The organism is Streptomyces sp. NPDC007095, assembly GCF_040634475.1.
GTDB lineage: Bacteria > Actinomycetota > Actinomycetes > Streptomycetales > Streptomycetaceae > Streptomyces.
This window is the reverse complement of record NZ_JBEYFS010000073.1, coordinates 15,810-42,187: the sequence shown is the minus strand read 5'-3', so window position 1 is coordinate 42,187 and position 26,378 is coordinate 15,810. Positions and strand designations below refer to the sequence as shown.

The window sequence follows — 26,378 nt, the reverse complement described above, 5'->3', positions numbered from 1 at the left end:
GATCCGCACTGATTCTGTGGAGTTTCCGCGTTTTGGCCGCGTATGGTACCCCTCGGCCTCCGGCCCCGCGGCGGGTTCCCCGGGCCGCGGGTCCGGTCGGTACGGTCGCGTGGTGATGTGTGATGACGAAGCTATGTCGCTGGCCGTCGGCTCCCTTGTCGCCTGGGGTGCGGAGCGGGGTGAGGCTCTCGACCCGGTGGCCGCGGATGCGGTGGTGCATCTGCTGGCGTTGAGTGGGGCCAAGGTGCGTGACGGGCTGCCCGAGGCGACACCCGATCTGGTGCGGGTGGTGCTCCTGGAGGCGTTGCCGCAGTTTCTGCCCGTCTCGGCCTGTGCGGAAGGGGCTGCGCTGGAGGTGCTGCGGGTGCTCGCGGACCGGACCCGTGTGGACGGGCGGCTCAATGCCAAGAGGCATACGCGGCTGCGGGAAGCGGTCGATGCCTGTGCCGGGGAGCACCAGCGGCTGATGACCGACCCGCGTGAGCTGACCTCGGCGCGGTTCTGGGACGGCCTGTTGCGTGCCCGTGGCGTCGACGTACGGAATGCGGACGCGGTGGAGGCGGGGCTCGAGGAGCTGTCGCGGCTCCCGTACGCGGAGCGCGCCGCGCTGCTCTGTCTGCCGGAAGCCGCCGGGAGCGGGACTCCGTTCGCTCAGACGTGGGCACTCGGCCCCTACCGGCGGGGTCTTGCCGTGCAGCGGCAGACGATGGCCGCCGCACTCCTCGGGCAGCAGCTCACGCTGGCCTTGATGCGGTCCGACGAGGCGCCGTGGATCCTCGGACTGCTCGGTGAGGCACGGGTGGAGCGGCTGATGGAGGCGGAAGGGCCGGACACATGGCTGAGAGCGAGTACCGATGCCGGTCTGGAGGCGGCGCGTCGGTGGGCGGCCGTGGACGCCGTGGCTGGCTCGGCGCAGCGTGTGCCCTTGCCCGTCCCCGGACCGCGCCTCCTGGATGCGGCGCTGGTGACGGCCGTAGGGGATATCGCGGACTGGTACGCCGAGCGCTACGGGGACGAACTCTTCGCCGTGCCACACCCGTTGCCAAAGGACCGGGCCCGGTGTGTGGCCCTGCTGCGTGACAGCGGACTGCTCGCGCCCGCCGCGCGGCTCGCCGAGGCCCCGCCTCAGGACGCCGACGCCGATGCCGAGGAGGTCCGTTTCGCGCTGCTGACCGACTTCCTGGACCGGGATGCGCAAGGGGCGCTCTGTGCAGGACCGTCCCTGGAGGTGTGGCGGCAGGGCGACGAGGCAGAGCTCGTGGCGCTGGCGGTGCGCGCTCTGGTCGTGCTCTGCGAACGGATCGGTACGGATGCCGAGTTGGGCGTGGAGTACGAGGGCGAGGTCCTGGGCGACGTGGTCGGGCTCTGCGCCGCGGGAGGGCAGGTCCGATCGGTGGCCCGGGACGCGGCCGTGGCGGCCGACTGGGTGGTGTCACCGACGGCGGAGATCGACGCGCCGGTCGAGGTGGTGGGCGAGGAGGCGGTCCCGTACGAGCTGCCGCCGGTCCCCGAGCTCGAACGGCTGCTGCGAATCGGGGAGTTGGACGAGCGGGACGTCGCGGATCTGGAACCGTCCGCGCGGCTCCTCGTCGGCCGGCTCGATCTCCTTGCCGAGGCCGGGGTGGTGTGGAGGCGCGGTGATGCGTACGGGCTGACCCCGATGGCCGCGGCGCTGGTGCGCGAGGCGCTGATGCTCGCCCACGGCGGTGGCTGGCCGACGCGTGACGGGGAGCGGGCGCCGGTGGCGGCGGCGGAGCGCTTCCCCACCATGGAGGCGGTGCTCGCGCTCGACGCCGACCGGCTCGTCGCCGGCGCACAGAACTGGGAGGAGCACGCGGCCCACCGGGTGCTGCACCAGTGGCTCGCGGCCGGCAACGGGATGCGCTGGCCCGAACTCCTCGCGGCCCTAGCCACCCCCGTACAGGGCAGGAGCCGGGGCGACCGCCGCAGGCTGGTCGCGCGCATGCTGCCCGACGCTCCGGCCGAACAGCTCATCGAGTACACCGGAGATCCGCTGCTCGGTGCCTGGGCCGCGCAAGTACTACGGGCGGCGGGCCAGGACGTCGCGGAGGAGTCCGTACCGCTCTCGTCCCGCCTGCTGTGGTGGCTGGAACGCCTTCAGGATTACGCGGCCCCGGCCTGGCGCGAGACCATCTCCGCCAGCGGGGACGACACCGGGATTCCTGAAGTCACCGCCTTCTACGAGGAGTTCGACCGGTGCGCCGAAGCGTGGCCGGACGGAGGGGCGGAGTTCCTCGCGGAGCTCGCCCGGGCAGAGCCCTTCTCCGCAGAGCACATCCTGGAGCTGTTGGAGGGCCACCCGGACGGCGAGGCGGCCCGGCAGGCGGAGCAGGCACGCGCGGCATGCGAGAAAGCACACCATGAGCGGACACGTGAGCTGCAGTCAGCCCCCGGGCGCGGCCGAGGCGGCAAGAGCGCGAAGAAGCGGGGGAAGCGTCACTGATTCCGGCCTGAGGGCGAAGATGGTGGGCCGACCGGCAGCGCGTGTGTGCGGCGGCCGACCGTGCAGGGCCTCGGCAGCACCGCCCAGGGCCTCGACCAGGGATGCGTCGGGAGTGATGGTCGCCCACTTGCTGGCCATACATCGACCATGGCGCGATACGGCATGGGTGTGGAGGGCTCGGCTGGGACGGAGCCGGCAGTCACGGCCCGTGGGTGGGGTGCGCCGCTCACGGCGGCTGGATCCCGGCTGGATCCGCCCCGGCTCTCCGGCGTTTGCGAAGGTCAAAAATCTGGGCCCGATGTTCCGCTTCAACGTGTGAATTGTTCGAACGAGGACCCCTCTGGCTTGTGTTTGCACAGGTCGGAGGGGTTTTTGGTGTTCGGAAGTGGTGGAATTCTGCTGGAATGTGCGACGGGACTTTCGGGTGCTTGCCGTGGCTGATGCGTGAGTGTTTGCGCAGGTAGGGCTGCTAGCGGTGGTAGTTGAAGCTGGGCGACTTATTTCCGGTGCTGGATCGGTGCTGGATGAGCTGACGGTGTGTCAGGGGATTTGGGTGGGGAAGTGCCGTCGGCTTGTTGTCTCCGCGAACGCGACCATCTGCCCGGCCGGCTGGGCAGACATCACTGCCGCAGTGGACCACTGTCGGGCGCATCGCGGGGTCAATTGAGGTTCGTCTCTGAGTGTGAGTTGCGTGGTGGGGTCTCCGGGTGGATAGGGCAGATGCCTGCACAGGCGGGCCGGGCGATTGAGGGCAAAGTCGCCCAACGGGGGGAAGTCCACTGGTGCCTTCTGGGCCTGGGCCTACTGATGCCTCCCCGCCGCAAGGCCAGTCATGCGCGAGGTCGTCATGGCTGTGTGTCGTGACGGAGTTGATCGGGTCTCGGCGTCATCAGTGATGGCCGTAGAGCTGGCCAAGGTCGATCAGGTGCACGTCGTCCCGGCCGCCGGCGGTCTTGGTGAGGTCGCGGGTGAAGCCGTGCTGGGAGAAGACGGCGAGGTGGGCGTCGTTGGTGTGGTGGCCGTCGGTGGCCGTCGGTGGCCAGGACGGTGCGCAGGCGGTCGAGGCGTTCGAGGTCGGCGACGCCGCGCGGCGAAGTCCTTCTCCCGAAAGCCCTTCCGCTCGCCCTTGCGGCCGTGGTGCACCAGCATCCGGAAGATGAGCCGGGTGCGCTGGTCCGGCCTGTGGCACACCAGGCCGGCCAGGGATATAGGTCCCGAGCCCCCGGCCCGGAGTGTGACGCGAGGCGTGTGGCCGCGCCGGGACCAGGTCCGTGCTTTCGGCGGCCTGAGAACCTGGCCGGACTCGGCGGCGAAGCACAGCCATGCATCCTGGTCCCTCACCGTCTTTCCCACCCGCGGCCAGGTTTCCCTGATCCAGGTCGCCACCGCATCCGCGTCGGGCTCGGCGGCGCGACGCGCCGGGACCTGCACCGTGAAGCCCATCTGGTGCAGGATGCGCCAGGTCTGCGCCGGACTGAAGCGGACGTGGAAACGCCGCGCGATCACTGTGGCCACCCGAGCCAGGGTCCAGCGCTGGTCCTCCACCCAGCCGTGCACGGCCGGCCCCTTCTCCAGCTCGGCGGCCAGCCAGGCCCCCGCCATTGCGGTCTCATCCGCGACGGCTGCCCTGACCGCCCCTTGGACCGCAGGGCCTCAACGCCGCCCTGCCGTCAGCGCGCATGCCAGGCATAGGCGGACTTCCGGGAGACGCGTACTCGCCGCGCGACCTGCGGCGGCGCCACCCCTTGAGCGAACAACTCGGCAGCCTCAAAGCGCACTTGCTCCCGCTGAGCCCGCTGCTTCGCGGTCCGACCGTCCCCATCGGGATACCGCATCACACCGGCATACACCCACCAGCGAGATCACCGTCACCCCAGGGCGAAAACCTCAGGAGCGGGAACGCGCGCAACGTTACGTCGGCGAAGCCCGTCCTTGCTGAGACATGGGGTCAGGGCAGGCGGTGATCGCCTCGTCGCAGGCCGCGCTCGGCCTTCTCCAGTTGGCTCAGGGCCAGTTCCAGGGCGGCGGAGTTGCCTGTCGCGCGGCAGAACTCGGCGGCCCGCCGATTGGCGGGGACAGCCTTCGCGTAGTGCCCGGCGTCCACCAGGGCGCCGGCCCACAGGACCAGGCCCCAGGCCTCCTTCACCGGGTCCTCGCTTTCCGCGTAGGACTCATGGAGGCGCCGGAACAGGGGGAGGGTGTGTTCGGCTCGTCCTGCTTGCGCGATGTCGACGCCGATCTGGAACAGGGCCTGCTGTTCGAGATCGGGTCTGCGCATCCCGCGGTACACGTCGGCGCAGCTCAAGGCGACCGCGGAGGCCTGCTCGTCCCGGCCCGTCGTGGCCAGCGCCTTGCCGAGGTCGAGCAGCGCCGCGCCCTGTCGGCCGTGGTCGCCGGCTTCGGCGAATGCGGGGGCGGCCCGGGTGAGGGGGGCGATGGCCTCCTCCTGCCGGTTCAGGGCCAGTTGAGCGCGGGCGAGGTCGAGGAGCGCGGATGCCTCCGCGGCGGGGAAACCGAGGCGCCGCAGGATGTCGGCGGCTCGCCGCAGGGCGGGGACGGCCGCGTCGTGGCGTGCTGCCGTGAACAGGGCTTGGCCGAAGCCGTACTGGCTGATGGCCTCCTCTCGCTCGTTCCCCGCCGCCCGGCAGCAGACCACTGACTCCTGCCAGGCGGCGAAGGACTCGTCGGCCCGCCCCAGCGACTGCATGCAATCGGCCAGGTGTCGCAGGGCCTCGCCCCGGGCCACGTGGTCCCCGGCCTGGCGGAAGGCATCCGCAGCCTGCGAGAAGCAGGAGACCGCCTCCTCGTGGTGCTGCTCGTGCTCCAGGCCGAGGCCCGCGTTGCTCCAGGCCCGGCCCTCCCTCCGGAGGTCCCCGAGGTGCCGGTGGAGTCCGGCTTCGCGCACATGGACGGCGGCGGACTCCGCGTGTCGGCCCATCGTGCGCAGGTCGGCACCGAGGTGGGTGGACGTTGCGGCTTCGCCGCCGGCATCGCCCGCGTCGCGGTACGCCGCGACGGCCTGTCGGCGGGCGGCGATGGCCTCGCCGGTGCGTTCCAGCTGCGAGAGTTCGGTGCCGAGGCCCGACCATGCGGACGCCTCGCCGCCCCGGTCGCCGGCTTCGCGGTGGACACCGATGGCCCGCTGCCAGACCAGGACGGCCTGCTCGGGCCGCTTGAGGTACGAGAGTGTCACGCCGACGCCGAGGAGCGCCGCACCCTCGGCCTCACGATCGCCGGTCTCCCGGCAGACCTCGCTCTCCCGCTCGTACGCGGTGTTGGCCTGCTCGTAGCGGCGCAGTGCGAGGTGGCTGCCGCCCAGTCTGTGCAGCATGAGGCATTCGCGTGAGCGGTTGCCCACGGCGCGGTAGAGGGCGGCGGTCTGCTCGCAGACCGGGATGGCCTCCTCGTAGCGTTCGGCGCTCATCAGGGCCTCGCTGCGGTTGGACAGCGCGTCGGCTTCGTGAGCCTGATCGCCCTCCTCGCGGAAGAGGGCCGCGGCCCTCCCGCATGCGGCGGCGGCGTCCGCGAACAGGCCCATGTGGGCGCAGACGCCGCCCAGATTGACCAGGGCCCCGGCTTCGCCCCTGCGGAAACCGGCCCCCCGCAGGAGGGCGACGGCCCGTCGGCAGACAGCGATGGCCTCCTCGTCCCGCTGCAGACGCGCGAGAACGCCGCCCAGCTGGCCGAGTACCTCGCCTTCCTCAGGGCGGTCGCCCGTCTCGCGCAGGAGAGCCGCGGCCCGCTCGTAGGCGGTGGCCGACTCCTCGTGCTGCTCGAGGTTGTACAGGGCGAAGCCCAGCCTGCGCAGGGAGTCCGCCTCACGGGCGTGACTTTCCCTCTCCCGGTAGATGTCGGCGGCCCGCCGCAAGGGAGCCAGGGACTCCTCGAACCGCCCGAGTTTCAAGAAGGCATGGCCGAGGTTGTGCCACGGAGGGCCCGGTGAGGCGCCATGAGAGGGGCCGTTCTCCTCCAGGAGGGCGAGGGCTCGTCGGCTGATGGTGACGACTTCCTCGTACCGGTCTGCCGCAGTCAGCGCGTAGCTCTGGTTGACCAGTGCCGCGGCTTCGAGGGTCAGGTCACCCATTTCCCGGTAGGAGGCCGCCGCCCGCCCGGAGGCGTCGGCCGCCTCGTCGGCCCGGTCGAGGCGGGACAGGGTGCGGCTGAGATTGGTCAGTGCCATGGCCTCCAGGTGGTGCTCGCCGGTCTCTTGGAAAAGGGTGGCGGCACGTTCGCCCACCGTGGCCGCCTCCGTGAGCCGTCCCGCCCCCTCCAAGGTGTTGGCAAGGTTGTTGAGCAGGTTCGCGGCGCTGCTCCGGTCGCCTGCCTCGAGCCGGACGGCCGCAGCTCGTCGGAAGGCAGTGACGGCTTCCTCGAACTTCCCGAGTGCGACGAGGGATTCGGCGACCTCGGACAGTTCCGTGACCAGTTCGGGGAGGTCGGTGCCGGGGCCCGCGTCGGCCAGGCGGCGGTGCAGATCGGCGATCCGCTCCGACGCCGCCAGGATCTCCTCGGGCGGTGCCGGCGGGGCGAAGGTCCTGCGGGTCAGGGCCACCGCGCTCTCGGGAAGGTCGAGGGAGGGATGGGCGATCAACAACTGCCGGTACAGCTCGGCGGCTTGCCGGTACGTGGTCCGGGCCTGCTCCTGGCGGTCCAGATCGGCGAGTCGGTCGCCGAGCACGTGCATCGACCGGGCGAGGTCGAGGTGATGGGCGCCGAAGTCCGTCTCGGCCAGCTGCCGTTGCATGGCCACGGCCTCCTCGGCACACCCCAACGCCTCCTGCCTGCGCCCCACCTGTGCGAGGCTCAGGGCGAGGTTGTGCAGGGCGAGCGCCAGGCCGGGCTGGTGGGCTGCGGGATTTGCGGCGGCCAGGTCGCGGTAGAGGTCGACGGCCTCCCGGGTGACCGTCAGGGCCTCCTCAGTGCGGTCCGCCGCGGACAGTGCGCCCCCAAGGTTGCCCAGCGCGATGGCCAGGCCGGGGGTTGTGGCTGCGGGGTTCGTGGCGGCCAGTTCACGGGCGAGGCCGACGGCCTCCCGGTTGGCGGCCAGCGCCTCCTCGCCATGGTCCATCTCCAGCAGCCTCGCGCCGAGGTTGCCCAGTTGAGCCGCGAGTCCGCCGCGTCGGCTGACCGGGATGCTGGCGGCCAGGTCGCGGTAGAGGGAGAGGGCCTCCTGGGTGGCGGCCGCCGCTTCCTCGGTGCGGCCGTGCCCGGAGAGCCGGTGGCTGAGGTCGGTCAGGGACCTCAGCAGGGTGGGAAGGTGGGTGGCCGGGTCGCTGCCGACCAGTCGGCGGCAGATCGTCACGGACTCCTCGGAGAGGAACAGTGCCTCCTCCGTGCGGCCCACGGCGGACAGCGTCCCGGCAAGGTCGTCCAGCGCAACCGCCAACTGGCTCAGGCAGTCGAGGTGTTCGGGGTCCTCCGGACGGTCGGGGGCAGCCTTGACGAGCTGTCGGCGCAGCCGGACGGCCTCCTCGCCCGGCGCGATCGCGTCCTGGCGTCGGCCCGCGTTGCCGCGGCGCCACGACAGCGTCGCGTACAGCCCCGCCCGGTCGCCGGGGTCGGTCGTCAGAGACAGCCGATGGGCGATCAGAACCTCCATGACCGCGAGGACGCCGATGTCCAGGTCGACGTCGCTGCCCTCGGGCAGCCGGGCCTCGACCACCTCCAGCGCGGCCAGCAGGTCCGGGTCGAGACCGCCATCTCCGTCGTCGTCGGCGTCGTCCGGGTCGGCGAGGGCGGCCAGCGCGGTCAGGGCGGAACTGCCGGCGGCGATCGCGAGACCGGGATCGCGGCGCAGCAGCGGGTACAGGACGTCCTTGCCGAGATGCGCCCACCGGCTGCCGGCCGAGGCCAGGAAGGTCACGGTACGGGGAGCGATGACCGCCCGGAGATCCTCTTCGGCGGACGTCCCGGCGGGCTGCGCGGTCAGCAGCGCGGGGGCGTCGTTCGCCCAGGGGTCGGGTTCGTACGAGCTGATGTCGTGCCCGGGAGTGAGCAGACCGAGGAAGTCCTCCGCGAGCCGGTCGGGATACAGGGGCTCCAGGACCGTGGCACGGTCGGCAGGCGGATAGCAGAAGCGGTGATCGTCCAGCAGGTGGTCGTGCGGCTCCGGCAGCTCCAGTCTGCGCAGGGCCTGCCTTCCGGTCCGGTGGCCCACCGCTCCGGTGAGGACGGCGGTGAACACGGTCTTGGCCATGACGGACTGCCCGGTGCGGTAGTCCTGCCCGTGCCGCCCGGCGTCGACGAGCCGCTGCCACGCCAGGCGTTCGCGGTCCAGCAGATATGCCGACAGCTGGTGCGGCTCGTAGCGGGACGGCGTCGTGCCGTGCTTGCGGGCGTCGACCGCGACCAGCGCGGCCATCTGCAGGTTCAAGGGCAGGCCGAAGTCGCTCTCGCCGAGGGAGGCGGGCGGCCGGATGCTCGCGGCATCGGCAACGCCGTACAGGTCGCTCGCGGCGTAGCGGTCGCGGGCGGAGGTGAACATGCGCAGCCGGTCCCCGGCCAGCGGGGGCAGGAGCAGGTCGTCGGCAGCGGCGCGGCGCTCGCCGAGTTCCGCGCGCAGGGCGGCGAACCAGCGGACGGTGCGGCCGATCAGCAGTACCCGCGTGGGCCGCAACTGGTTCAGGACGGTGGTGGACAGCAGGCGGGTCAACTCGCTGTGCGCCCACCGGTCGGCGTAGTCGACGACGAGGAGCACTCCGGCGGTGTCGCTCGGCGCGGCGGCGCCGTTCCCCTGAGGGAAGGGCCCCGGGGAGGCGCCCTGGAATCCCGCGTGCAGGACCTGCCACCGTCGCGCGGCGGGCGCGTCCGAACCGGCCCGGCCACGGGAGCGCTCGGCGAACTCCAGGGCGAGCCGGGTCTTGCCCTGTCCGCCGGGAGCGTGCAGCAGCAGGACCGACAGCGCCGGTCCGTCGGCGTCCCGCCATTGCCGCAGCTGTTCCAGTTCGGCCTCCCGGCCCACGAACGGCACGATCTGGCTGCGGGCGTCCAGCAGTCGGCTGGGCTGCCTCATCAGCCAGGCCGGGTCGGAGGCGGCCGGCACGGGCAGATCCTCGACGGCGGGCAACCGCGAGCCGTACACGTTGATCGTCGCGCTCTGGCTCTGGACGCCCCAGCCATCGGGCCCCACGTTCTGAACGAACGTCTGCGGATCCGGTGTCCGAGGGCTCTCGGGAACCCCGGTCACCGCTGATTACCCACGGTTCCCGGGTGCTGCGTGATGGTCACCGTGGCATTCTCCGACTGAATGCCCGTACCGCCGGTCACGTTCTGCACGAACCGGGCGGCCGGCTGCGGCTGCACCGCGTCGCCCGGCGGGGGCACCTCCGGGGCCGGCCGTCCCGCACCGGGCCCCGCCACCCAGATCCATGCCTCTCCCCGGTACTCCTTCTCCGTGACGGACACCCGCCGGAACTCCGCCTCCCGGAGGGTGGTGTGCGCGGCTTTCACCACGTCGTGGAAGACGATTGCCGACACGCCTACGGCAAGAGCGGCGTCCGGGGACTCGGCGAGGGCCGCACGCAGGGCCGCACTGTCGAGTATCCGGCCGATCTCCACGGGGGCCGGGCCGACGAAACCGTTGGCGCCCGGCGCCGCGGGGCCGAAGTGGACGGCTGCCCGGAGTCTGAGCCGGGCCTGAGGGATGCGGTTCTGGTTGAACGCCCGCAGTCCGGCATCCAGTTCACGCATGAAGGGGTCGATCAAGGCCGGCTCGTATGCTGATTCGGGCAGGACGGCGAACACCGAGTCGCCGCCCTCCTGGGTGAGCCAGCCCGCGCGGTCGAGGCGGGCGGTGGCAGCGGCCCGATCGAGCAACCGTGGCATCTCCTCCTGGAACTGACGCTGCGTCACCACATCGTGGCCGCCGTACCCCTGTGCATCGACCGCCAGCAGCAGCCTGCGCCCGAACGTCCCCGGGCCGCCACGTACTTCCGCATGGTTCGCAGCCATGACACCCCTCGGTCTCCGTACTTCAAGGCGAAGATCACCCTTGTCGTCCTGATCTGCCATGACCGGCAGAGTTGTTCCGCGTCAGACCGGCGCCCGCTCCCCCTCGCGCGGGCGCCGACACTGCTGTCGTACACCCGCGGCTCCGAAGTAAACCCTGTGGAAGTACGGAATGCCGTGAATCCTGACGCATGCGTGGTGCCGAGAACCCTCAGAAGTGACTGGTCCGAGTCGGGAGTTCGGTGCCTACTTGCCCTACCGGACGGAACGCGCCGTCACCGAACGAAGGAGGTCTCCATGGGCTCCGCGCGACACGATGCCCGGCGGGAAACCGAACGGGGAAGCGCTGACCGCCCCGCGCAGTACATGTTCACCGCGCTGCACGCCACGCACCAGCACGCGGACACGAAGGCCGGCATTCTGGCGGCAGCGCAGGCGGCGCTGGCCGGTACGGCGGGGGCGTGGAGTCAGCGGGCCGCGATCGCCTGGGAACGGGGCGGCGCCGCCGGGATGTTCGCCGGTGTACTCCTCGCCTTGTTCGTCTGCGGGCTGGTCGGCGGTGTGGTGAGCCTGGCGGCTGCCTTGAGCCCGCGGTTGCTGCGGGACCCCGACCTCAACCGCTACAGCTTCGTCCAGCTCGCGGCCGGGCTCGACGTGCTGCCTGCCGACGGGGTGCAGCCGGACGAGTCCGCGGACCGGCGGGAGCTGTCGCACACCGTACGGTTTCTCGCGCGCGTGGCCGTACGCAAGCACCGCTGGCTGACGGCGGCGGTGGTGTGCACGGCGGTCATGGGCGCGACCGGGGGACTGGAAGTGGTGCTCTTGCGGGTGATGGTCTGACGACACCGGCACCGGGCGGACGCGGCTTCAACCGCGTGCGGATGCCTGGGTGTTGTCCGTCGGCTCGCTGCCTCACGGCTCGTCGTGCGCCAGGTCCGCCAGCCGTCTGAGCCGGGGCAGATCCCGGATGGTGGTGGCGCGGTAACCGGTCTCCAGCAGGCCTTCGTCGCGCAGTTCACGCAGCACCTTGTGGATGGTCGTCTCGGCGGCGCCCACCAGGGTGGCCAGCTCCGGCTGGGTCAGCCGGCAGCCGACGACCATGCCGTCGGGCCCGTGAGATCCGTAGGAGGCGGCCAGTTCCACCAACAGCCGGGCCAGTCGCACCTTCGCCGGATACCCGCGGAAGTCAAGCCGCCGCTGGTTCGCCCAGCGCAGCCGGTCGGCAACGATGGCGGTCAGCGTCATAGAGACCTCGGGTCGTCGCAGGAGCAGTTCCCGCAGTGCGCCGCTCGGCAGCACCCGGGCGGTCATCGGGCTGCAGGCGGTGACGGTCGCAGAGCGAGGGGCGCCGGTCATCAGGGCCATCTCGCCCACGGTGTCCCCGGCGGCCCTGACCGCGAGGAGTGAGCTCTCGCCGTTCTCCACGGTCGCGGTGACCTTGGCGAACCCGGACAGCAGCAGCAGGACGTGGCGGCCGTCCGCGCCCTCCCGCAGCAACACGGCGCCTGCCTCGAACCATGCCTGGGTGCCCAGGCCCAGCAGTTCGCGCCGGGCGGGGAGCGACAACAGTCCCAGCAGGCTGCGCGCGGGCCACGCATTGGAGATGTTAGGCACGTCCATGTGCACCCCCGTATCCATCTGTGCACGGGACATCATCGTGCAGGTCCGAACGCGGCCCAAGAGGAACGACCCACATGATTGCCTGACGGCCGTGTCGACGGCGCGGTCGGCTTCCAGCTCCCCGCTCAACTCCGGCGGCACCTGCAGCAGGGACATGGCCGATTCTCCTTCCGGTCCGTACCGCCCACCATCACCTTCACGGTGGGCACGCTCTCGATCAGAGCCGGCGAGGATCGGGCCCCGCTTCGGTGCCCATATGTCCATGATTGGCGGCAGTACGCTCGCCGGATTCGGCATCTGTCGACCACGTGCGAAACGACGCCACGGGCACATCGGCGGGGGGCCGCGACGACCTCCTGCGGGTCCTGATCGCTGACAGGGCTCGGGCGGCGCTTGGAGCGGCGCCGGCGTTCCAGCAGCCACTCGGGAAAGTAGGAGCCTTCGCGTAGCCGGGGCACGGCCAGTTCGATGGTGCCGGCGGGGGTGTCCCACTCGCGGGGGCGGTAGCCGTTGCGGCGGTCCCGAGGATCCAGCGTGACATCCCGGTCGCCGACCGGCCGTATCCGGTGGCTGGATCCTGGCTGGATCCGCACCGGTTCCCGGTCGTTTCCGCAGGTCAAAAATCTGGGGCCGATGTTCCGCTTCAACGTCTAGTTGATCGTGCGAAAGGCCGTCTGACCTGCGGCGGAGTGGGTTGGGCGGCCTTTGCTGTCCGCGCAGAGTCCGCAGCGTGCTGGATGAGTCCGGCACGCGGGGGAGCGGTTACGCCGCTTCGTCGACCTGTGGCTGGGCATCGGCGGACTGGTCCGCGTACGCCTTGTCGACGGCGGCCCTGGTCCGCTCCTCGGAGTCGGGCCACAGGTGGGTGTAAATGTTCAGCGTCATGGCCGCGTTGGTGTGGCCGAGGCGCTCGGAGACGGTCTTCACCGACTCGCCGTGCTTGATCAGCAGGCTGGCGTAGTGGTGGCGCAGGGCATGAGGCCCGGTGCCCTTCGTTATGCCGGCCTTCGCGCAGGCGGGCCGCCAGGACCCGTCCATGAAGTGCGTGTAGACCACGGGTCCGCCTTGCGGCGCCGTGAAGATCCAGCCTTTGGGCCCATCGGCGGGGAAGTCCCGCAGGTGGGCCTTCATCGCATCCACCGCCATGCGGGGGAGCGGGACCGTGCGGTGCGAGCGGGCGGTCTTGGGTGGGCAGACGTACACGCCGTGCTTGGCGGTCTGCTGGATCTGCTGCTCGACCGAGACGGTCGCGTGCAGCAGGTCGAGGTGGCGAACCTGGAGGCCGAACAGCTCGCCGGGGCGGAGCCCGGTGGCCGCGCCGAGCAGCACGAGGCCCTTGTATCGGGCGGGTATCTCCTCGGACAGCGTCCGTACCTGCTCGACGGCCAGTGGCACGATCTTCTTCCGTGGTACCGAGGGCAGCTTCGCCTCGGCGCACGGGTTGTGAGGGATCATCCAGTCACGGACGGCCGCCCGGAAGACGGCGTTGACCGTGTTGAAGACCGTCCGTGAGGTGCTGGCGGCCAGCCCGTGCGTGGTGGTCAGGCTGGTGACCCAGCTCTGTACGTCGCCGGGCTTGATGGCGCCGAGTGCCCGCTTCTCCCAGGCCGGGTAGACATAGCAGCGCAGGTGCTGGGCCACCGCCTTGGCCGTGGAAGGCCGGTGCGGCTGGATGGTCCGCCATTCCTCCGCGTACTCCTTGAAGGGCTTCTTTGCCGACCGCGGGTCGACGTACTGCCCGGTGACCATGCTGGCCGTGACCTCGTCGAGCCAGCGCTGGGCGTCGACCTTGCGCTCGAAGTGGCGCGCGTGCTCCTTGCCGTCGAGGTCGCGGTAGCGAGCACGCCATTTGCCGTTAGGGCGCTTCTGGATGTTGGCCAAGTGGCCTCTCCTTCGTGTCGGTTGTCAGTAGTGGCCTCCGTCCTCGATGTCGTTGCTGAGGGCGCGAGCGTCCCGCTCGGCGCCCATGAGGCGGAGGCACTGCTCGTGGATCGCCCGCGAGCTGTCGGGATGGGCCTTGATGTGGCCGGCGATGGCGACTACGGCGTGATGCAGGCGGTCGCGCGCGTCTCGGGCCTCGTAGAACGCTTCGACGGCCTCTTGGACGAGGCGCCGGCTGTCGATGTCGAGCCCTTCCAAGGGCGGGGACATCAGTTCTTCGAGGGGGAGCTCGAAGACGCGGGAGAAGGCGAGGGCCTCGTCGAGGTTGATGCGTCGGCGAGGGGTGCCGTTCTCGATGCGCCAGACCGCTGTCTGGTTCATCTTGATGCCGGCTCTGGTCACCCGCTCCGCCAGCTCGGTCGTGCTCCATCCTCTGACCTCGCGCTCCAGCGCCATGCGCGCGGCCACGTTCCCTTCGCTGTAGAGCAGCGGCACTTCGCCGCCCTCGGGCTTGTCGCCTGCCATCGGACCTCCATCATCACCATCGCTATCCCAATTGAAACATGAGCTTCCCGATTTGGGTAACCGCCGATGCTGGGGTACAACTCTATGCAGATCGAATTGCCGTCTAGCCGAATGGGAATGCATGCGATACCTGGCCACCGCCGAGGTCGCCGAGCGCTACCGCACAGCCGAGAGCACCGTCCGCTACTGGCGCCACATCAAGAAGGGGCCGCGCGGCATCAAGGTCGGCAAGCGGGTGCTGTACCCCGAGGCCGAGCTGCTGCGCTACGAGCGCACCCTGATCGACGGCCGAGACGAGTGGGGCCTGGCCTCATGAGCCGCCAGCAGACCCGGACACAGCAACGGCCCCCGGCGCGCCAACGCCGAGGGCCGGAGATTCCCCTGCACGTCGCCCATCCCTGAACGAACGAACCGGTGAGGGGCGGGACCTTGCCCGTCCCGTCCCTCACCTGAGAGGAACGTCTATGGAGGACTCTACGTCCCCCGCCACCTCGAGCGCATCCGAGGTTGTCTGGCCCGCCGCCGCAGTCCCCGGCCAGGGCATCCCCTGGAGCAACGGGGACCGAAGCGGGGACCGAACGGAGTCACGGTCCCCTGCTGCACCCGCCAGCGGCGATGCTTCGACGGGTGTTCCGGTCGGGGACCGCAACACCCCCAGCGCGGAACATGTGCAGGTCAGCGCCCTGGGGACCGGTCCCGCGGGAGTGGAAGCCGGGGACCGGACGGAGACTTTCGGTCTCCTGGTCCCCGAACCTGGTCCCCGAATCCCGGGCGAGCACGCCGCGCTCCGAGCCGATGGTGAGGGCCACGGTCCCCACGCATCTGCGGGGACCGTGGCCCCCGACGGCGGATCGGGGGCCGGGGACCGTGCCGGTACGAGCGGCGAGACGGCCGACGAAGGAGCCGCGCTGCTCGATGACCTACGTGCGGCGATCGGCCGGTACGTGGTGCTGCCGAGCGACGAGGCTCTTACGGCGGTCACGTTGTGGGTGGCGGCCTCCCATATCCAACCCGCTCTCCAGCACGCGCCACGGCTGGCGGTCGTGGGGCCGACCAAGGGATGCGGCAAGTCCCGCGTCTTGGACGTGCTCCATGAGACCGTCCACCAGCCAATGATGACGGTGAACACCTCGCCTGCGGTCGTCTTCCGCGTCATCGGCAAGAACCCGCCGACGCTGCTGGTGGACGAGGCCGACACCATCTTCGGCCCCAAGGCCGGCGACAAGGAGGACCTGCGCGGCCTGCTGAACGCCGGGCACCAGCGCAACCGGCCCGCCTGGCGAATCTCCGGTCCGGAACACAAGCCGACGGCGTTTCCCACCTTCGCCATGGCCGCGCTCGCCGGGATCGGCGACCTGCCGGACACGATCATGGACCGGGCGGTCGTGCTCCGTATGCAGAAGCGCAAGCCGGGCGAGCGGATCGCCCCGTTCCGCTCGCGATACTCCGTTCCGGAACTGAACACGCTGCGGGACCGGCTGACCGCCTGGCTGGCCCCGCTGCGAAGCACTGCCGAGGGCCTGGTTCCGCAGATGCCGGTCGAGGACCGGGCGGCCGACACGTGGGAGCCGCTGGTGATCGTCGCCGACCTGGCCGGCGGCCGCTGGCCCGTCCAGGCCCGTGCCGCCTGCCTGGCGATGACCGGGAACGAAGTGGTCCAGGACGAGCAGACGACGCTGAAGACCCGGTTGCTCCGGGACATCCGCCGCGTCTTCGAGCAACAGGTCGACCCGGAGTCTCTGCGCAGCCACGACCTGCTCGCCGCCCTCATCCAGGACGCCGAGGCGCCCTGGGCCGAGTACGGAACGAAGGGTCTGAACGCCTACCACCTGGCCAACCTGCTGCGCGACTTCGGCATCAGCCCGGCCAACCACCGCTTCGAGAACGGCAGGCAGGCCAAGGCGTACGCCCGCAACCAGTTCCTCGACGCCTGGGCCCGCTACTGCCCCGACCCCGCCCAACCGGCCCCCGCAGCCGGCGAGGCCGTGCTCGCACATCGAGCCCAGGGCAAGCCACCGGCCCCTCCGTTGGGGACGCTGCCCATCGGCCCGCCCGGCGGGCCTTCCGGCCCTAAGCCCACTCGCTGACACCAGCTCCGTATCAATCCGTCGCATCCGTCCCCGCGCAGGTCAGCGCGGGGACGGAGTTCCTCGCCGATACGGATCACTCCGTACCTGCGACCGCCTCCGTACCTGTCCTGACCAGCTACGGGACGGATGCAACGGACGTGACGAAGCCTCACCCACACGACCACCGGAGCGCCACCATGCCCGAGACGAGCACCGACGACGCCCCCACCCGCCGCCGCAAGGGATTCTTCGGCCTGACCCGCCGATCAGCAGCAAGCTGGAGCGAACGAGCCTCTAACGAGGCTTCGTCCGCGCTTGCCCCCGCCCCAGGGGTGGCGGAGGAGAAGGCCGAGCGCCAGGGGGCGCCCGAGCCGGAGGAGGGCATAGCCGAGACCAGCTGGCAGCACGCACCCGACTCCGTCGCCCCGCGCACTCAACCGGCCGATATCCCGCCGCCCGCCGAGCAGCCCTCCTGGCGGGATCTCGACGCCCCTGTCCTGCCCGCGCTGATGAACCGCAAGCGCACCGTGGAGAAGCGCGACCAGGAGAAGACCATCCGCTTCACACGGACCGCAGTCAGCGTGATCAGCGCCGCCGCTCACCAGCGCGGTCAGAAGTTCGCCGGATTCGTCGGGGACGCCGCCCTCGCCGTTGCCCTCGGCAAGACGGGGCTGGTCGGCAGCCCGGAGGACGATCCTCTCCGCCCCCTGATCGAGGCCGTGGAGGCACACACCGTCGCGCTGAACCGCATCGGCGGCAACCTCAACCAGATCACCGCAGCCATCCACCGAGGAATGGTTCCCGAGCGTGCCGAAGCGGTGCTGGACCGCGTCGAGCAAGCAGCCCAGACCAGCTACCGACTGATCGACCAGCTCCTGACGGAAGGCACCGCGCATGGTTCCTGACGTCTCCACCGGATCCGACACCCGCGGACTGATCGTCTACCTCTTCGGCCCCGGCCGCCGCGACGAACACACCGCCCCGCACATCGTCGCCGCCTGGGACATGGCCGGCGCCCCCGACCCCGGCCGCAACCCCGAAGCCACCTACACCCACCTCGCCAACCGCCTCGACCACCACGTCGACCTGCGCACCCGCGAGCTGGGCGGCAAGAAGCCACCTCAGCACGTCTGGCACTGCCCGATCCGCACCGCGCCCGGCGACCGCTACCTCACCGACACCGAGTGGGCCGAGGTCGCCCGCCGCATCGTGCACGCCACAGGCATCGCCCCCGAAGGCGACGAGAAGGCGTGCCGATGGATCGCCGTGCGCCACGCCGACGACCACATCCACATCATGGCCACCACCGTCCGAGCCGACGGACGCCGCCCCCGCACCCACCACGACGGACAGCGCGCCCAAGCCGAGTGCCGCAAGATCGAAGCCGAGTTCGGCCTGCGCCGCCTGAAGTCCGGCGACCTCACCGCGCCCCGCACCCCCACCGGCGCCGAACGCGCCAAGGCCGAGCGCCAGGGCCAGACGGTCACGGCACGGCACTGGCTGCGCGAGCAGGCGTACGCGGTCGCCGCAGCCGTACGCAACGAAGCCGACTACTTCACCGTCCTGCAGTCCCTCGGCATCAAGGTCAAGACCCGCATCGGCCCCGAGACCGGCGACGTGATCGGCTACAGCCTCGCCGCCCCCGGCGACACCAACGCGGCCAGCGAACCCGTCTGGTACGGCGGCTCGAAACTCGCCCCCGACCTCTCCATCAACCGCCTACGCGAACGCCTCCCCGATCAGGAGATGGCCGACCGCCCCCGGTACGTGGCGGACCCCGCCGATCCATGGCGGCACACCACCACCGCCATAGACACGGCACGCACTGTCCTCGACTCCGGTGACGATGCCGCCGCCCAGGGCCACCTGGCCGCCTTCGGCGATGCCCTGTACAACATCGCCAGCGCCACGACCGGCCCTCACCGGGCGGAACTGCGGGCGGCGGCGATGGCGTTCAACCGCGCCCGCCGCTTCGCCGCCCGCGCCGACCACCAGGCCGCCACCGCCCTGCGCAAGGCTGCCAAGGAACTCGCCTACGCCTCCAGCGAGCCGGGCGGGCTCGCCATCGCCCTGCTCTTCGCCACCGTGCATCTGGCGCGCGCAGCCGCCAAGTGGCACGAGCAGCGCGGCCACGAGCAGCAGGCCGCTGCGGCCGAAGAAGCCTTCCGCCACCTCCAGGCGGGCTACCAACAGGCGGCCGCACCCGTCTTGGCGGACTTGGCCCGCCACGCACCACGAGCCGCAACCGCCAGCCGATTCGAGCAGGACGTTCGCGCGGCCCTCCCCGACCACGCCGACCGAATCCTCGCCGACCCCGCCTGGGCCGCCCTGACCACAACCCTCGCTCACGCCGAGACCGCCGGCCACAACCCCCGACGCCTCCTGGCCGAGGCGGGCGCCCAGCGAGAACTCGACAGCGCCGAGCACCCCGCCGAGGTCCTCAACTGGCGCATCATTGCTCAGCCGAACCGGCGGACGCAGGCGGCTCGCAGGCGAAGCACCGTCAGCGGAACGTCGTCCATGTCCGCCACGCCACACCCTCCGGCCACACCAGTGGCTACGAGGCCCGAAGAGCGCAGTCGACACCGCTGACCCCGACCCGATGCCCCGCCACGCGTCGTGACGGGGCATCGGGTCGGGTTCAACGGCAAAGCTTCATGTCGTGATCTTCACTGCTCGGGTCTACGCGAGAGCTCATCCAGGTGGCGGACCTTCTGACAGTCCTTGGCCAGGGCAACCCCGGGCTTCGTTAGGTCGAGGCCGAGGCCGAGAACGGGTCAGGATTGTCAGACCGATCATCTACTGTCAAACCCTGATCAGCTATCAACTGACCTGCTAGCCCCGAGTCTTGTTTGAGGTGCGCGACATGGATGTTCCGTACGAGGCACGACTGCGCGACATGCTGGCCGAGCGCCTTCCTCTCATCGAGCCGAGCCTTCAGTTGATTGGCACGGAGTACCCACTTCCCAATGCTCATGGAACGCGCGGGCGTATAGACATCCTGGCCCGAGACGGCCACGGGTCGTGGGTGGTGATCGAATTGAAGCGATCCGACTCGACCTCGGCTCGAGCCCTTCATGAGGTCACGAAGTACGCCGAGCTGTTGCAGCAGGAGATGGGGCTCCGCAAGGACCGCATCCGCGCGATGATCGTCTCCACCACTTGGCGCGAACTGCGCGTCCCGGTGAGCAACATGGCGCGAGACTGGTCCCACGATCTCCGCGGGTACCAACTCACATTGGACGCCAATGGCGTTCCTGTGCATGCGGACCGGGTGGAATTTCTCGAAGCGGCGGTACCGCCACGGGTGACCCCGCATCACTTCATCTACTTTTACAACTCTCCGGAGGAGCGAGCACAAGGCTGGCACGAAATTCTGGGCAGAGCCGCCGAGGCGGGAGCGCGTGATCTCCTCGCAGCGGACTTCCGACGCATCTCGCAGAGAGACCTTGTGGTCGCACCGTACGGTCTCTATTTCGCAATCGGGCGTCTGGACCCCGATGAAGCGCCAGCATGGCTCGATGACAATGGGACGGATTCGTACGAGGAAACCGGGGGTTATCCCCTGGAGTACTCGGCCCTCTGCCACATCACCCGGCATGTCTTCGCAGCTGGCTATGATGCGGCCCGCCCTGGCGTGCTCCGGCATTTGGCGGAGAACCCACACTGGGAGATTGAGGGCTATCGGGCGGCTGGCAAATTCGCGAAGCGTACTTCACTGGACGAGCGAGATCTCCTCCGCGAGCTGAACGGTGACGAAGAGGGGATCGGTGAAGTCCTCTACACAGGCTCAGCGCGTACCACGGATCGTGGAAGATGGCCGGCTTTCCGGGAGGAGAGCAGGATGTGCTTTGCGGGGAACCCCGATTGGGAGAGTCTCGTGGCGCGGTGGCTGGACGACGTCTCGGCTGATGACGTGGAGCGCGACGTCATGCTCCACGTGTACAATCCCTGCGACTTGATCCGATCTCTGGTGCACGGGTGGCCAGACAAGCTCTCAGACCTTGTTCCGATGACCTTTGGAACGGCACTTACCCAGGACGGCGTCGATCGCACGATCCATGGCTCGCTCTACTGGGACGGCATTCCTCACGCCGATGTGGCTGACCGGGTGAGGTTGGTGTATCGCGACGCTATGCACTGGCAGACTCACCGCCTCATGGATGCGGCCTGGGTCACCGATCTTGATCTTCTTGGCCTGCTCGGGCTTCGTTACGTACTCATCGAGCAGATCGGAGGAAATCCATTGAACATCTCCGAGGCGAACGAACTCCGACTTCACTTCGTGCAAGGCGCGGACCTCTGCACACTACCGATCCCCTGTGAGGGGTCGCAGTTGCGCGACGCTGGTTGGAATGGAGCCTACTCGCTCGATACATTCCTGGAGAAGCACGGTGATCAGATCGATGCAATGATTTCGGCATATCGGTCTGGATTTCATTTCGGGCCCTGATGTTCCTCGGCGATCAGTCAGCGGAGCATCTCACGTGATCACCAGACTTCGCAGGCATTGGGCCAAGTCCCCTGGACAGTTGATAGATGCCGGCCAAATGCAAGTCGACGACACCGGCAGCGTCGATAAGAATCCCCATCACACTGCTATCCCGTTTTCAGAAACTGCACGGTGCCCAGGCACAGGCAGGGACCACAGCGCACCCTGATGCCCTCGCTGCTTGTGGCAGCGAGGGCATCAGTCGTCACGCGACCCGGGCTCTGAGTAGCTGCGAGACCCACGTTGTGACCTCGGCCAGGTGCTCGGGCTGCAGTCCGTGGCGTGGGTCGGGCTGAACGAGGAGGGTCGGCGTTCCCTTGGCGGTGCGCTCCGTGGCCCAGGCGTGGTCGAGGCTGGTGAAGTCGTCGTCGATCCAGACGGCGGGAGCGTCTGCCAGCCAGGCGTCGACGTGGTCGCGCTTCCAGAGGTAGCCGTTGGGGTGGCTGGTCGTGATCTGCGGGCGCGGCAGGTCGACGTGCGGCAGGTCCGGGAGGCCGAGGAGGGGTCCGATGAGGGTGGTGGCGTCCTGCCGCCAGCTGGTGCACCAGACGGGAGTGACCAGGTCGGTACGGATCACATCCATGAGCAGACGGCCGTGGTCGGGGTGGAGCCAGACGGTGACCGGGTTGTCGGCGCTCCGGCCGGTGGGGACGACGTTGTGGCAGGCGTGGGTGGCCGGGGTCGAGCCGTCCGCGTTGGGGAAGGGTATGAAGACGCCGTCGATGTCGAGGAGCAGGTAGGGCGGGCGCATCAGTTCCTCCGGGGAAGCCGGGGCGAATGGCTGGTCAGAGCTTGCGAGCGCGGATCAGCAAGGTGGTGGGCCAGTGGCCCATGCGGGGGTCGTGGAACTCCTGGGCCGAGGTGAGCCAGAAGCCGGCCTGGCTGAGATGCCTCTCCCAGCGGTCGGGGTCGAACTCCCAGCGGGCAATGGGTAGCCGGGTGCGGTCGGGGAGGGTGACGAAGTCGCGGCGAGGTCGGTCGTCGCCCGAGGGGCTTCGGCCGCCACGCTGCGGGTGGGGGACGGAGAAGGCGAGCACCCGGCCGGGCGTGAGGCGTTGGGCGATGGCCGGCAGCAGGAGCTCAGGGGCGACGAGCCCTACTGCGCCGAAGACGGAGTAGATCGCGTCGAACTGCTCGTCGGAGGCGTGCAGGTAGTGCAGGGCGTGGCCTGCGACGAAGGTGAGGTTGTTCAGCCGTCCGTAGTGGGAGCGGGCGCGGCGGACCTGGAGGCCGACCAGGTCGACGCCGGTGACGTGGGAGCCGTGGCGGGCGGCGAGGTGGGCGGCGTTGTGGCCGGGGCCGCAGCCGAGTTCAAGCAGTCGCTTGCCGCGCAGGTCGGGGCCGAGGATCTCGGCGCCGGGACCTTGGCCGGGTCTCGTGGTCCATTTCATCCGGGCCGGTACGGAGAGAGGTTCGGCGAGTCCGGCGGCGGTGCGCTGGAGGGCGTGGGCGTGCCATGGGGATGCCTGAGCGAGCACGTCAGATCTCCAGGAGGTGGAGGACGTCGGTGAGGTGGCGGCGGACGGCCTTGATGTAGGCGGGGTCGGTGGCCGGGTCGTTGATCCACCGGATGGACTGCTCCATGAACCACTCGACGGCCCACATGCGGTGCCAGCCCAGGGCCCAGTTCTCGGCGGTGAGCCCGCCGCGCGGGGCGAGGGCGTCGGGGGTGCCGCCGGCGGTGACGTACTGCTCCAGGAAGACGCGCAGGCGCACGGGGTGCGGGGGCTCGATGGTGCCGTGCCAGCTGGCGAGGTCGAGCAGTCCGGGGCCGGTGAAGGCGCGGGCGAAGTCGAGCAGCCGCCACCCGTGCTTGCCGATGTGGAGGCTGGTGGGGTGGAACTCGGAGTGCACCCAACTGAACGGCGCCAGCGTCGCTCCGGCCGAGCGGGCCTCGGCGGCCTGGGCGATACGGTCGAGCGCGTCCTCGACGTCCTCGGCGTCCTGCCACCGGTCGACCTTGCGTAGCTGTCCGAGATGCTCCAGCGCCCGGGCCGGCAGCGTGCGCAGCCGCTCCTGGTCGAGGACGGGCAAGGGCGGAGCCGTACGGGTGCCGTGCAGGACCACGGCCGCGGCGACGCCGTCCAGGTCATCGGCCGCGTGGATAGACGGTCCGAGGTCCTCCATGAGCATGCCGAGCCAGCCGTCCAGGACGGCGGAGGTGTGGACCTGGGGGACGGGAACGCCGAGGGTATGGGCCAGGCGGAGGGCCTGGTCCTCGCTGTCGAACGGCTTCTTGGCGTACTTGAAGATAGCCGTGGAGCCGTCGGGGAAGGTCACGCGCTCGACGCCGGACATGGACCACACGCGTACCTCCTCCCGTACGGCGGTGGTCTGGCCGGTCGCGGTGAGCAGGTTGTCGAGGAGTTCGGCGCTGGGGTTTGTGGTCACGGGAGGGCTCCGGGGGATGGTGGCTTCCGGGGCGAGCGAGGGATGCCGGCCCGCCCCGGAGCCTGATCGGATGGTGGGTTACGCGGCGGGGTTCACGTGGTGGGCGTAGACCTGATCGATCCAGCCCGCCTTGAACGCGGCGAGGTCGTCACGGAAGTTCGCCATCGAGGCACCGTAGGGCGCGACCACGCCGCCGGACTGGTCCGGCACGGACTGGCAGCCGTGCACGAGCCGGCCACCGAGCGCCGCGTGGGCCTTGATGGACTCGATCCGGCGGTGCTCGTTGAACCAGCCGCCGTGGTAGACCTCGTCGAGCATCCCGCCCATCTCGTCGTCCAGGTCGAAGACGACGGAGGTGGCGGCGGGGAAGAACCAGCACGGGCCGACGTTGGAGATGTGCCCGTCCACCTCGACCTTGTTGAGCGCCATGAGCGTGGCCGCCTCGCGGAGCATCCGCAGGTGATCGGCGGTGATCTGCGGGAGTCCGAGACCGGCGAGGTGCTCGTCACGGAAGAGGTAGGCGTACACCTCGTACGCGGTGGCCAGGACGCGGGCGGCGTCGGAGGTGGACTCGCCGTGGTTCTTGATGAAGTCGAGCGCGAGCTGCTCGACCGCGCTCTCGGTCGTCTCGTCCACGTCCAGGGGCTGGGCCTTGACCAGCTCCCAGTCGGCGACGAGCCACGTGCTCGACTCGAAGCGGAAGAAGTACTCGGCCGGGTCGATCGTGATGCGTCGGCCGTCGACCTGGATGCCGGGCAGCCGGCTCCAGCGCGGGTCGAACGCCTCGGGCAGCTCGACCGTGATGGCCGTGGTGTCGATGGTGGTCACCGTGTCTCCGTCTCTGATCGGCCAGGTTCGGGCACAGGAATGCCCGAGCCCGGTGTGGGCGTACGGAACTTCGGGGTGCCGCCCGGACCAAAGGGGAGCCTGGATCACGGTCGCGCCGTTCCGGGCGGCTGCTGATAAGTGAACCGGTGGTCACGCTCAGTGGGTACGGTGGAAGGCAGTTGAAGCGGTATACGCGGTTTACAGCTCCAGGGCGGAGGCGATCGTGGCGGCGCAGCGAGAACCCAACTCCCGTCTGCGGGACGTCATCGACGCGGCCGGCTGCACTTACGAGGCCCTCGCCCGAGACGTGCGGCGCATCGCTGCCGAGAACGGCGAGATCCTCCAGACCAACAAGTCGGCCATCTCGCACTGGGTGAACGGCACCCGTGCCCCGTCGGGCCGGGTAGGTCAGTACCTGGCCGAGGCGCTGTCCCGCCGAGCGGGGCGCACGATCACCCAGACCGAGATTGGCCTCCAGACAGGTGATGACGAAGAGCCGGCGGAATCTGACCCCGTCCTCGCGGTCACCGACCTAGGCCGGGCCGACGTCGAGCGCCGCCGCTTCCTCGCCATCGCGGCCTTCACCACTGCCGGCGTCGCCATGCCGCTCGGTTACGACCACGAAGCCACCGCCCGAATGCTCCGCGCCCGCACCGGCACGTCCCTGGTCGGCGCGGAGGACGTGGACGTCGTACGCCAAATCACCGCGGCCTTCAGCGCCGCCGACGAGCGCCTCGGCGGCGGGCACGGCCTGACCACCGTCACCGCGTACCTCGCCGACACAGCCGCCCCCATGCTGCGCGGGCGCTTCCCCAGCGAAGCTTTACGACGGGCCGCCTTCGGCGCCGTCGCCGAACTCGCCTACCTCGCAGGGTGGAAGCACCACGACCTCGGTCAGGAAGGCGCCGCCCAGCGCTATTACCAGGTCGGCTACAAGCTCGCCTGCGAAGCCGACCCCCACGGCCACGCCGCCTGGATGATGCGCGCCCTCGCCCACCAGGCCCTGAGCCTCAAGCAGCCCCACCACTGCGTCGACCTCGTCGAAGGTGCCCTACGCACAGGTCTCGGCCACGTCGACGGCCAGACCGAGGCCCTCCTCCACATCACCCATGCCCGCGCCTACGCCGCCCTGAACGAGAACCCCCAGGCCGCGCGCGCCCTGCTCGCTGCCGAAGACGCCCTCCTGCGCGACGACGGCCCCCAGCCCAGCTACTCCCGCGTAAGCGGCCCGGCCGCCGGCACCGTGGCCAGCCACACCGCCCGCACCCTGACCGACCTCGCCGACCACATCGGCACCGAGCAGCAGCACCGGGACGCCCTCATCCGCTGGGACCCGGAGAAGTACAAGCGCGTCCACGCCCTCACCCACGCCGACCTCGGCGACAGCCTCGCTGCCCAGGCCCGCGCCGACGAGGCTGTCGCCGCCTGGACCCGGGCCCTCGTCCTCATGGAAGGCATGACCTCCGACCGCACCCGCAAGGCGATCACCTCAATCCGCTCCACGCTCGCGGTCTACCAGCGCCGCTGCGTTCCCGGTGCCGCCGATCTCGCCCGCCGCGCCCGCGAGGCCCTCGCCTAACATGCCCAACAACCCGCCCGACGAAGGGAACACCGTGGCCCAGCAGACCGACGACCGCTCCCAAGCCCTCAAGCCGGCGCTCGAATCGATGACCCTGCTGGTCGCGGCCGTCATCGTGCACGACAAGGCCACCAACCGCGTCGTCCTCCTCCAGCGCAGCGAGAACGCCAAGTTCGCCCAAGGCATGTGGGACCTCCCCGTCGGCAAGAGCGAACCGGGCGAGCCCATCACGGAGACGGCGGTCCGCGAGCTGTACGAGGAGACCGGCCTCACCGTGAAGCCCGAGTCCCTCAAGGTCGCCCACATCATCCACGGCGCCTGGGGCGTTGAGGCCCCCAACGGCTTCCTCACGGTTGTCTTCGCCATCCACGAATGGACCGGCGAACCCGAAAACCGCGAACCCCGCAAGCACTCCCAAGTCCGCTGGGTCGATGCCAACGTCATCCCCGACGCCTTTGTCGATACAACTGCCAGTGCTCTCCATCAGTACCTGCGCGGCGGTTCTCAGGTGTCACTTGACGGGTGGCGTTAGTTGCGCACCCTGAGTGTGGGCGCAGGGCCTTCCGCGACTCCGGCTTGACG

The 26,378-nt window shown here is 70.1% G+C and carries 20 protein-coding genes and 1 pseudogene; 9 read left to right on the top strand and 12 right to left on the bottom strand.

Annotated elements, in window-relative coordinates:
* Nucleotides 1-133 precede the first annotated feature (133 nt).
* Nucleotides 134-2,464, top strand: coding sequence for a hypothetical protein (locus ABZ656_RS24835; RefSeq protein WP_360270540.1), 2,331 nt, complete (start codon nucleotides 134-136; stop codon nucleotides 2,462-2,464).
* Between the two features lie 921 nt (nucleotides 2,465-3,385).
* Here the strand turns inward: ABZ656_RS24835 and ABZ656_RS24830 are convergent.
* The 4 genes from ABZ656_RS24830 to ABZ656_RS24815 all read right to left on the bottom strand — a co-directional run bounded on the left by ABZ656_RS24830 (nucleotide 3,386) and on the right by ABZ656_RS24815 (nucleotide 10,414).
* Nucleotides 3,386-4,066 (bottom strand): winged helix-turn-helix domain-containing protein, encoded by a 681-nt coding sequence (locus tag ABZ656_RS24830; protein WP_360270538.1) that lies wholly within the window; start codon nucleotides 4,064-4,066, stop codon nucleotides 3,386-3,388.
* 68 nt (nucleotides 4,067-4,134) lie between these two features.
* Nucleotides 4,135-4,299 (bottom strand): helix-turn-helix domain-containing protein, encoded by a 165-nt coding sequence (locus tag ABZ656_RS24825; RefSeq protein ID WP_360270536.1) that lies wholly within the window; start codon nucleotides 4,297-4,299, stop codon nucleotides 4,135-4,137.
* Nucleotides 4,300-4,412: 113 nt separating this feature from the next.
* Nucleotides 4,413-9,593 (bottom strand): tetratricopeptide repeat protein, encoded by a 5,181-nt coding sequence (locus ABZ656_RS24820; RefSeq protein WP_360270534.1) that lies wholly within the window; start codon nucleotides 9,591-9,593, stop codon nucleotides 4,413-4,415.
* Nucleotides 9,594-9,646: 53 nt separating this feature from the next.
* The gene (locus tag ABZ656_RS24815; RefSeq protein ID WP_360270532.1) at nucleotides 9,647-10,414 is read right to left on the bottom strand and encodes a hypothetical protein; all 768 of its coding nucleotides are present in this window, start codon (nucleotides 10,412-10,414) and stop codon (nucleotides 9,647-9,649) included.
* A gap of 294 nt (nucleotides 10,415-10,708) precedes the next feature.
* Between ABZ656_RS24815 and ABZ656_RS24810 the strand changes: the two genes are divergently transcribed.
* Nucleotides 10,709-11,251 carry a Pycsar system effector family protein gene (locus ABZ656_RS24810; protein ID WP_360270530.1) on the top strand — a complete coding sequence of 181 codons (543 nt, stop codon included), beginning with the start codon at nucleotides 10,709-10,711 and terminating at the stop codon, nucleotides 11,249-11,251.
* Between the two features lie 72 nt (nucleotides 11,252-11,323).
* On the opposite strand, the gene ABZ656_RS24805 is transcribed toward ABZ656_RS24810, so the two are convergent.
* From ABZ656_RS24805 to ABZ656_RS24790, 4 genes and pseudogenes are all read right to left on the bottom strand, one after another.
* Nucleotides 11,324-12,031, bottom strand: coding sequence for a Crp/Fnr family transcriptional regulator (locus ABZ656_RS24805; RefSeq protein ID WP_358387285.1), 708 nt, complete (start codon nucleotides 12,029-12,031; stop codon nucleotides 11,324-11,326).
* Between the two features lie 392 nt (nucleotides 12,032-12,423).
* Nucleotides 12,424-12,549: pseudogene (locus ABZ656_RS24800) on the bottom strand (transposase); the annotation flags it as partial.
* Nucleotides 12,550-12,793: 244 nt separating this feature from the next.
* Nucleotides 12,794-13,912, bottom strand: coding sequence for a site-specific integrase (locus ABZ656_RS24795; RefSeq protein ID WP_360270527.1), 1,119 nt, complete (start codon nucleotides 13,910-13,912; stop codon nucleotides 12,794-12,796).
* 24 nt (nucleotides 13,913-13,936) lie between these two features.
* Nucleotides 13,937-14,437 carry a helix-turn-helix transcriptional regulator gene (locus tag ABZ656_RS24790; protein WP_360270525.1) on the bottom strand — a complete coding sequence of 167 codons (501 nt, stop codon included), beginning with the start codon at nucleotides 14,435-14,437 and terminating at the stop codon, nucleotides 13,937-13,939.
* Nucleotides 14,438-14,558: 121 nt separating this feature from the next.
* Between ABZ656_RS24790 and ABZ656_RS24785 the strand changes: the two genes are divergently transcribed.
* The 5 genes from ABZ656_RS24785 (at nucleotide 14,559) to ABZ656_RS24765 (ending at nucleotide 20,959) form a co-directional block, all read left to right on the top strand.
* Nucleotides 14,559-14,753 carry a helix-turn-helix domain-containing protein gene (locus tag ABZ656_RS24785; RefSeq protein WP_360270523.1) on the top strand — a complete coding sequence of 65 codons (195 nt, stop codon included), beginning with the start codon at nucleotides 14,559-14,561 and terminating at the stop codon, nucleotides 14,751-14,753.
* A 517-nt stretch (nucleotides 14,754-15,270) separates the two neighbouring features.
* Nucleotides 15,271-16,524 carry a DUF3631 domain-containing protein gene (locus ABZ656_RS24780; protein ID WP_360270521.1) on the top strand — a complete coding sequence of 418 codons (1,254 nt, stop codon included), beginning with the start codon at nucleotides 15,271-15,273 and terminating at the stop codon, nucleotides 16,522-16,524.
* A gap of 314 nt (nucleotides 16,525-16,838) precedes the next feature.
* Complete coding sequence (locus ABZ656_RS24775) at nucleotides 16,839-17,411, top strand: hypothetical protein (RefSeq protein WP_360270552.1); 573 nt, start codon at nucleotides 16,839-16,841, stop codon at nucleotides 17,409-17,411.
* Complete coding sequence (locus ABZ656_RS24770) at nucleotides 17,401-19,098, top strand: mobilization protein (protein ID WP_360270519.1); 1,698 nt, start codon at nucleotides 17,401-17,403, stop codon at nucleotides 19,096-19,098. The genes ABZ656_RS24775 and ABZ656_RS24770 overlap by 11 nt, the downstream gene beginning before the upstream one ends.
* Before the next feature lie 265 nt (nucleotides 19,099-19,363).
* On the top strand, nucleotides 19,364-20,959 hold the full coding sequence (locus ABZ656_RS24765) for an endonuclease NucS domain-containing protein (protein ID WP_360270550.1): 1,596 nt from the start codon (nucleotides 19,364-19,366) through the stop codon (nucleotides 20,957-20,959).
* Nucleotides 20,960-21,203: 244 nt separating this feature from the next.
* On the opposite strand, the gene ABZ656_RS24760 is transcribed toward ABZ656_RS24765, so the two are convergent.
* The 4 genes from ABZ656_RS24760 to ABZ656_RS24745 form a co-directional block, all read right to left on the bottom strand.
* Nucleotides 21,204-21,749 (bottom strand): HAD domain-containing protein, encoded by a 546-nt coding sequence (locus ABZ656_RS24760; protein WP_360270517.1) that lies wholly within the window; start codon nucleotides 21,747-21,749, stop codon nucleotides 21,204-21,206.
* A 34-nt stretch (nucleotides 21,750-21,783) separates the two neighbouring features.
* Nucleotides 21,784-22,476, bottom strand: a complete 693-nt coding sequence (locus ABZ656_RS24755) for a class I SAM-dependent methyltransferase (RefSeq protein ID WP_360270515.1) — start codon at nucleotides 22,474-22,476, stop codon at nucleotides 21,784-21,786.
* A gap of 1 nt (nucleotide 22,477) precedes the next feature.
* Nucleotides 22,478-23,389 (bottom strand): aminoglycoside phosphotransferase family protein, encoded by a 912-nt coding sequence (locus ABZ656_RS24750; protein ID WP_360270513.1) that lies wholly within the window; start codon nucleotides 23,387-23,389, stop codon nucleotides 22,478-22,480.
* Between the two features lie 78 nt (nucleotides 23,390-23,467).
* A complete protein-coding gene (locus ABZ656_RS24745) occupies nucleotides 23,468-24,217 on the bottom strand; it encodes a hypothetical protein (protein WP_360270511.1) in 750 nt (249 codons plus the stop codon).
* Nucleotides 24,218-24,440: 223 nt separating this feature from the next.
* Between ABZ656_RS24745 and ABZ656_RS24740 the strand changes: the two genes are divergently transcribed.
* Together ABZ656_RS24740 and ABZ656_RS24735 are read left to right on the top strand one after the other, a co-directional pair.
* The gene (locus ABZ656_RS24740) at nucleotides 24,441-25,796 is read left to right on the top strand and encodes a tetratricopeptide repeat protein (RefSeq protein WP_360270509.1); all 1,356 of its coding nucleotides are present in this window, start codon (nucleotides 24,441-24,443) and stop codon (nucleotides 25,794-25,796) included.
* Nucleotide 25,797: 1 nt separating this feature from the next.
* On the top strand, nucleotides 25,798-26,328 hold the full coding sequence (locus ABZ656_RS24735; RefSeq protein ID WP_360270507.1) for an NUDIX domain-containing protein: 531 nt from the start codon (nucleotides 25,798-25,800) through the stop codon (nucleotides 26,326-26,328).
* Nucleotides 26,329-26,378: the final 50 nt, after the last annotated feature.

What these genes read in the sequence shown, in the direction of transcription:
- ABZ656_RS24835 (WP_360270540.1), top strand. Translation starts at nt 134, where the DNA reads ATGTCGCTGGCCGTCGGCTCCCTTGTCGCCTGGGGTGCGGAGCGGGGT.
- ABZ656_RS24830 (WP_360270538.1), bottom strand. Translation starts at nt 4,066, where the DNA reads ATGGCGGGGGCCTGGCTGGCCGCCGAGCTGGAGAAGGGGCCGGCCGTG.
- ABZ656_RS24825 (WP_360270536.1), bottom strand. Translation starts at nt 4,299, where the DNA reads ATGCGGTATCCCGATGGGGACGGTCGGACCGCGAAGCAGCGGGCTCAG.
- ABZ656_RS24815 (WP_360270532.1), bottom strand. Translation starts at nt 10,414, where the DNA reads ATGGCTGCGAACCATGCGGAAGTACGTGGCGGCCCGGGGACGTTCGGG.
- ABZ656_RS24810 (WP_360270530.1), top strand. Translation starts at nt 10,709, where the DNA reads ATGGGCTCCGCGCGACACGATGCCCGGCGGGAAACCGAACGGGGAAGC.
- ABZ656_RS24805 (WP_358387285.1), bottom strand. Translation starts at nt 12,031, where the DNA reads ATGGACGTGCCTAACATCTCCAATGCGTGGCCCGCGCGCAGCCTGCTG.
- ABZ656_RS24790 (WP_360270525.1), bottom strand. Translation starts at nt 14,437, where the DNA reads ATGGCAGGCGACAAGCCCGAGGGCGGCGAAGTGCCGCTGCTCTACAGC.
- ABZ656_RS24785 (WP_360270523.1), top strand. Translation starts at nt 14,559, where the DNA reads ATGCGATACCTGGCCACCGCCGAGGTCGCCGAGCGCTACCGCACAGCC.
- ABZ656_RS24770 (WP_360270519.1), top strand. Translation starts at nt 17,401, where the DNA reads ATGGTTCCTGACGTCTCCACCGGATCCGACACCCGCGGACTGATCGTC.
- ABZ656_RS24760 (WP_360270517.1), bottom strand. Translation starts at nt 21,749, where the DNA reads ATGCGCCCGCCCTACCTGCTCCTCGACATCGACGGCGTCTTCATACCC.
- ABZ656_RS24735 (WP_360270507.1), top strand. Translation starts at nt 25,798, where the DNA reads ATGCCCAACAACCCGCCCGACGAAGGGAACACCGTGGCCCAGCAGACC.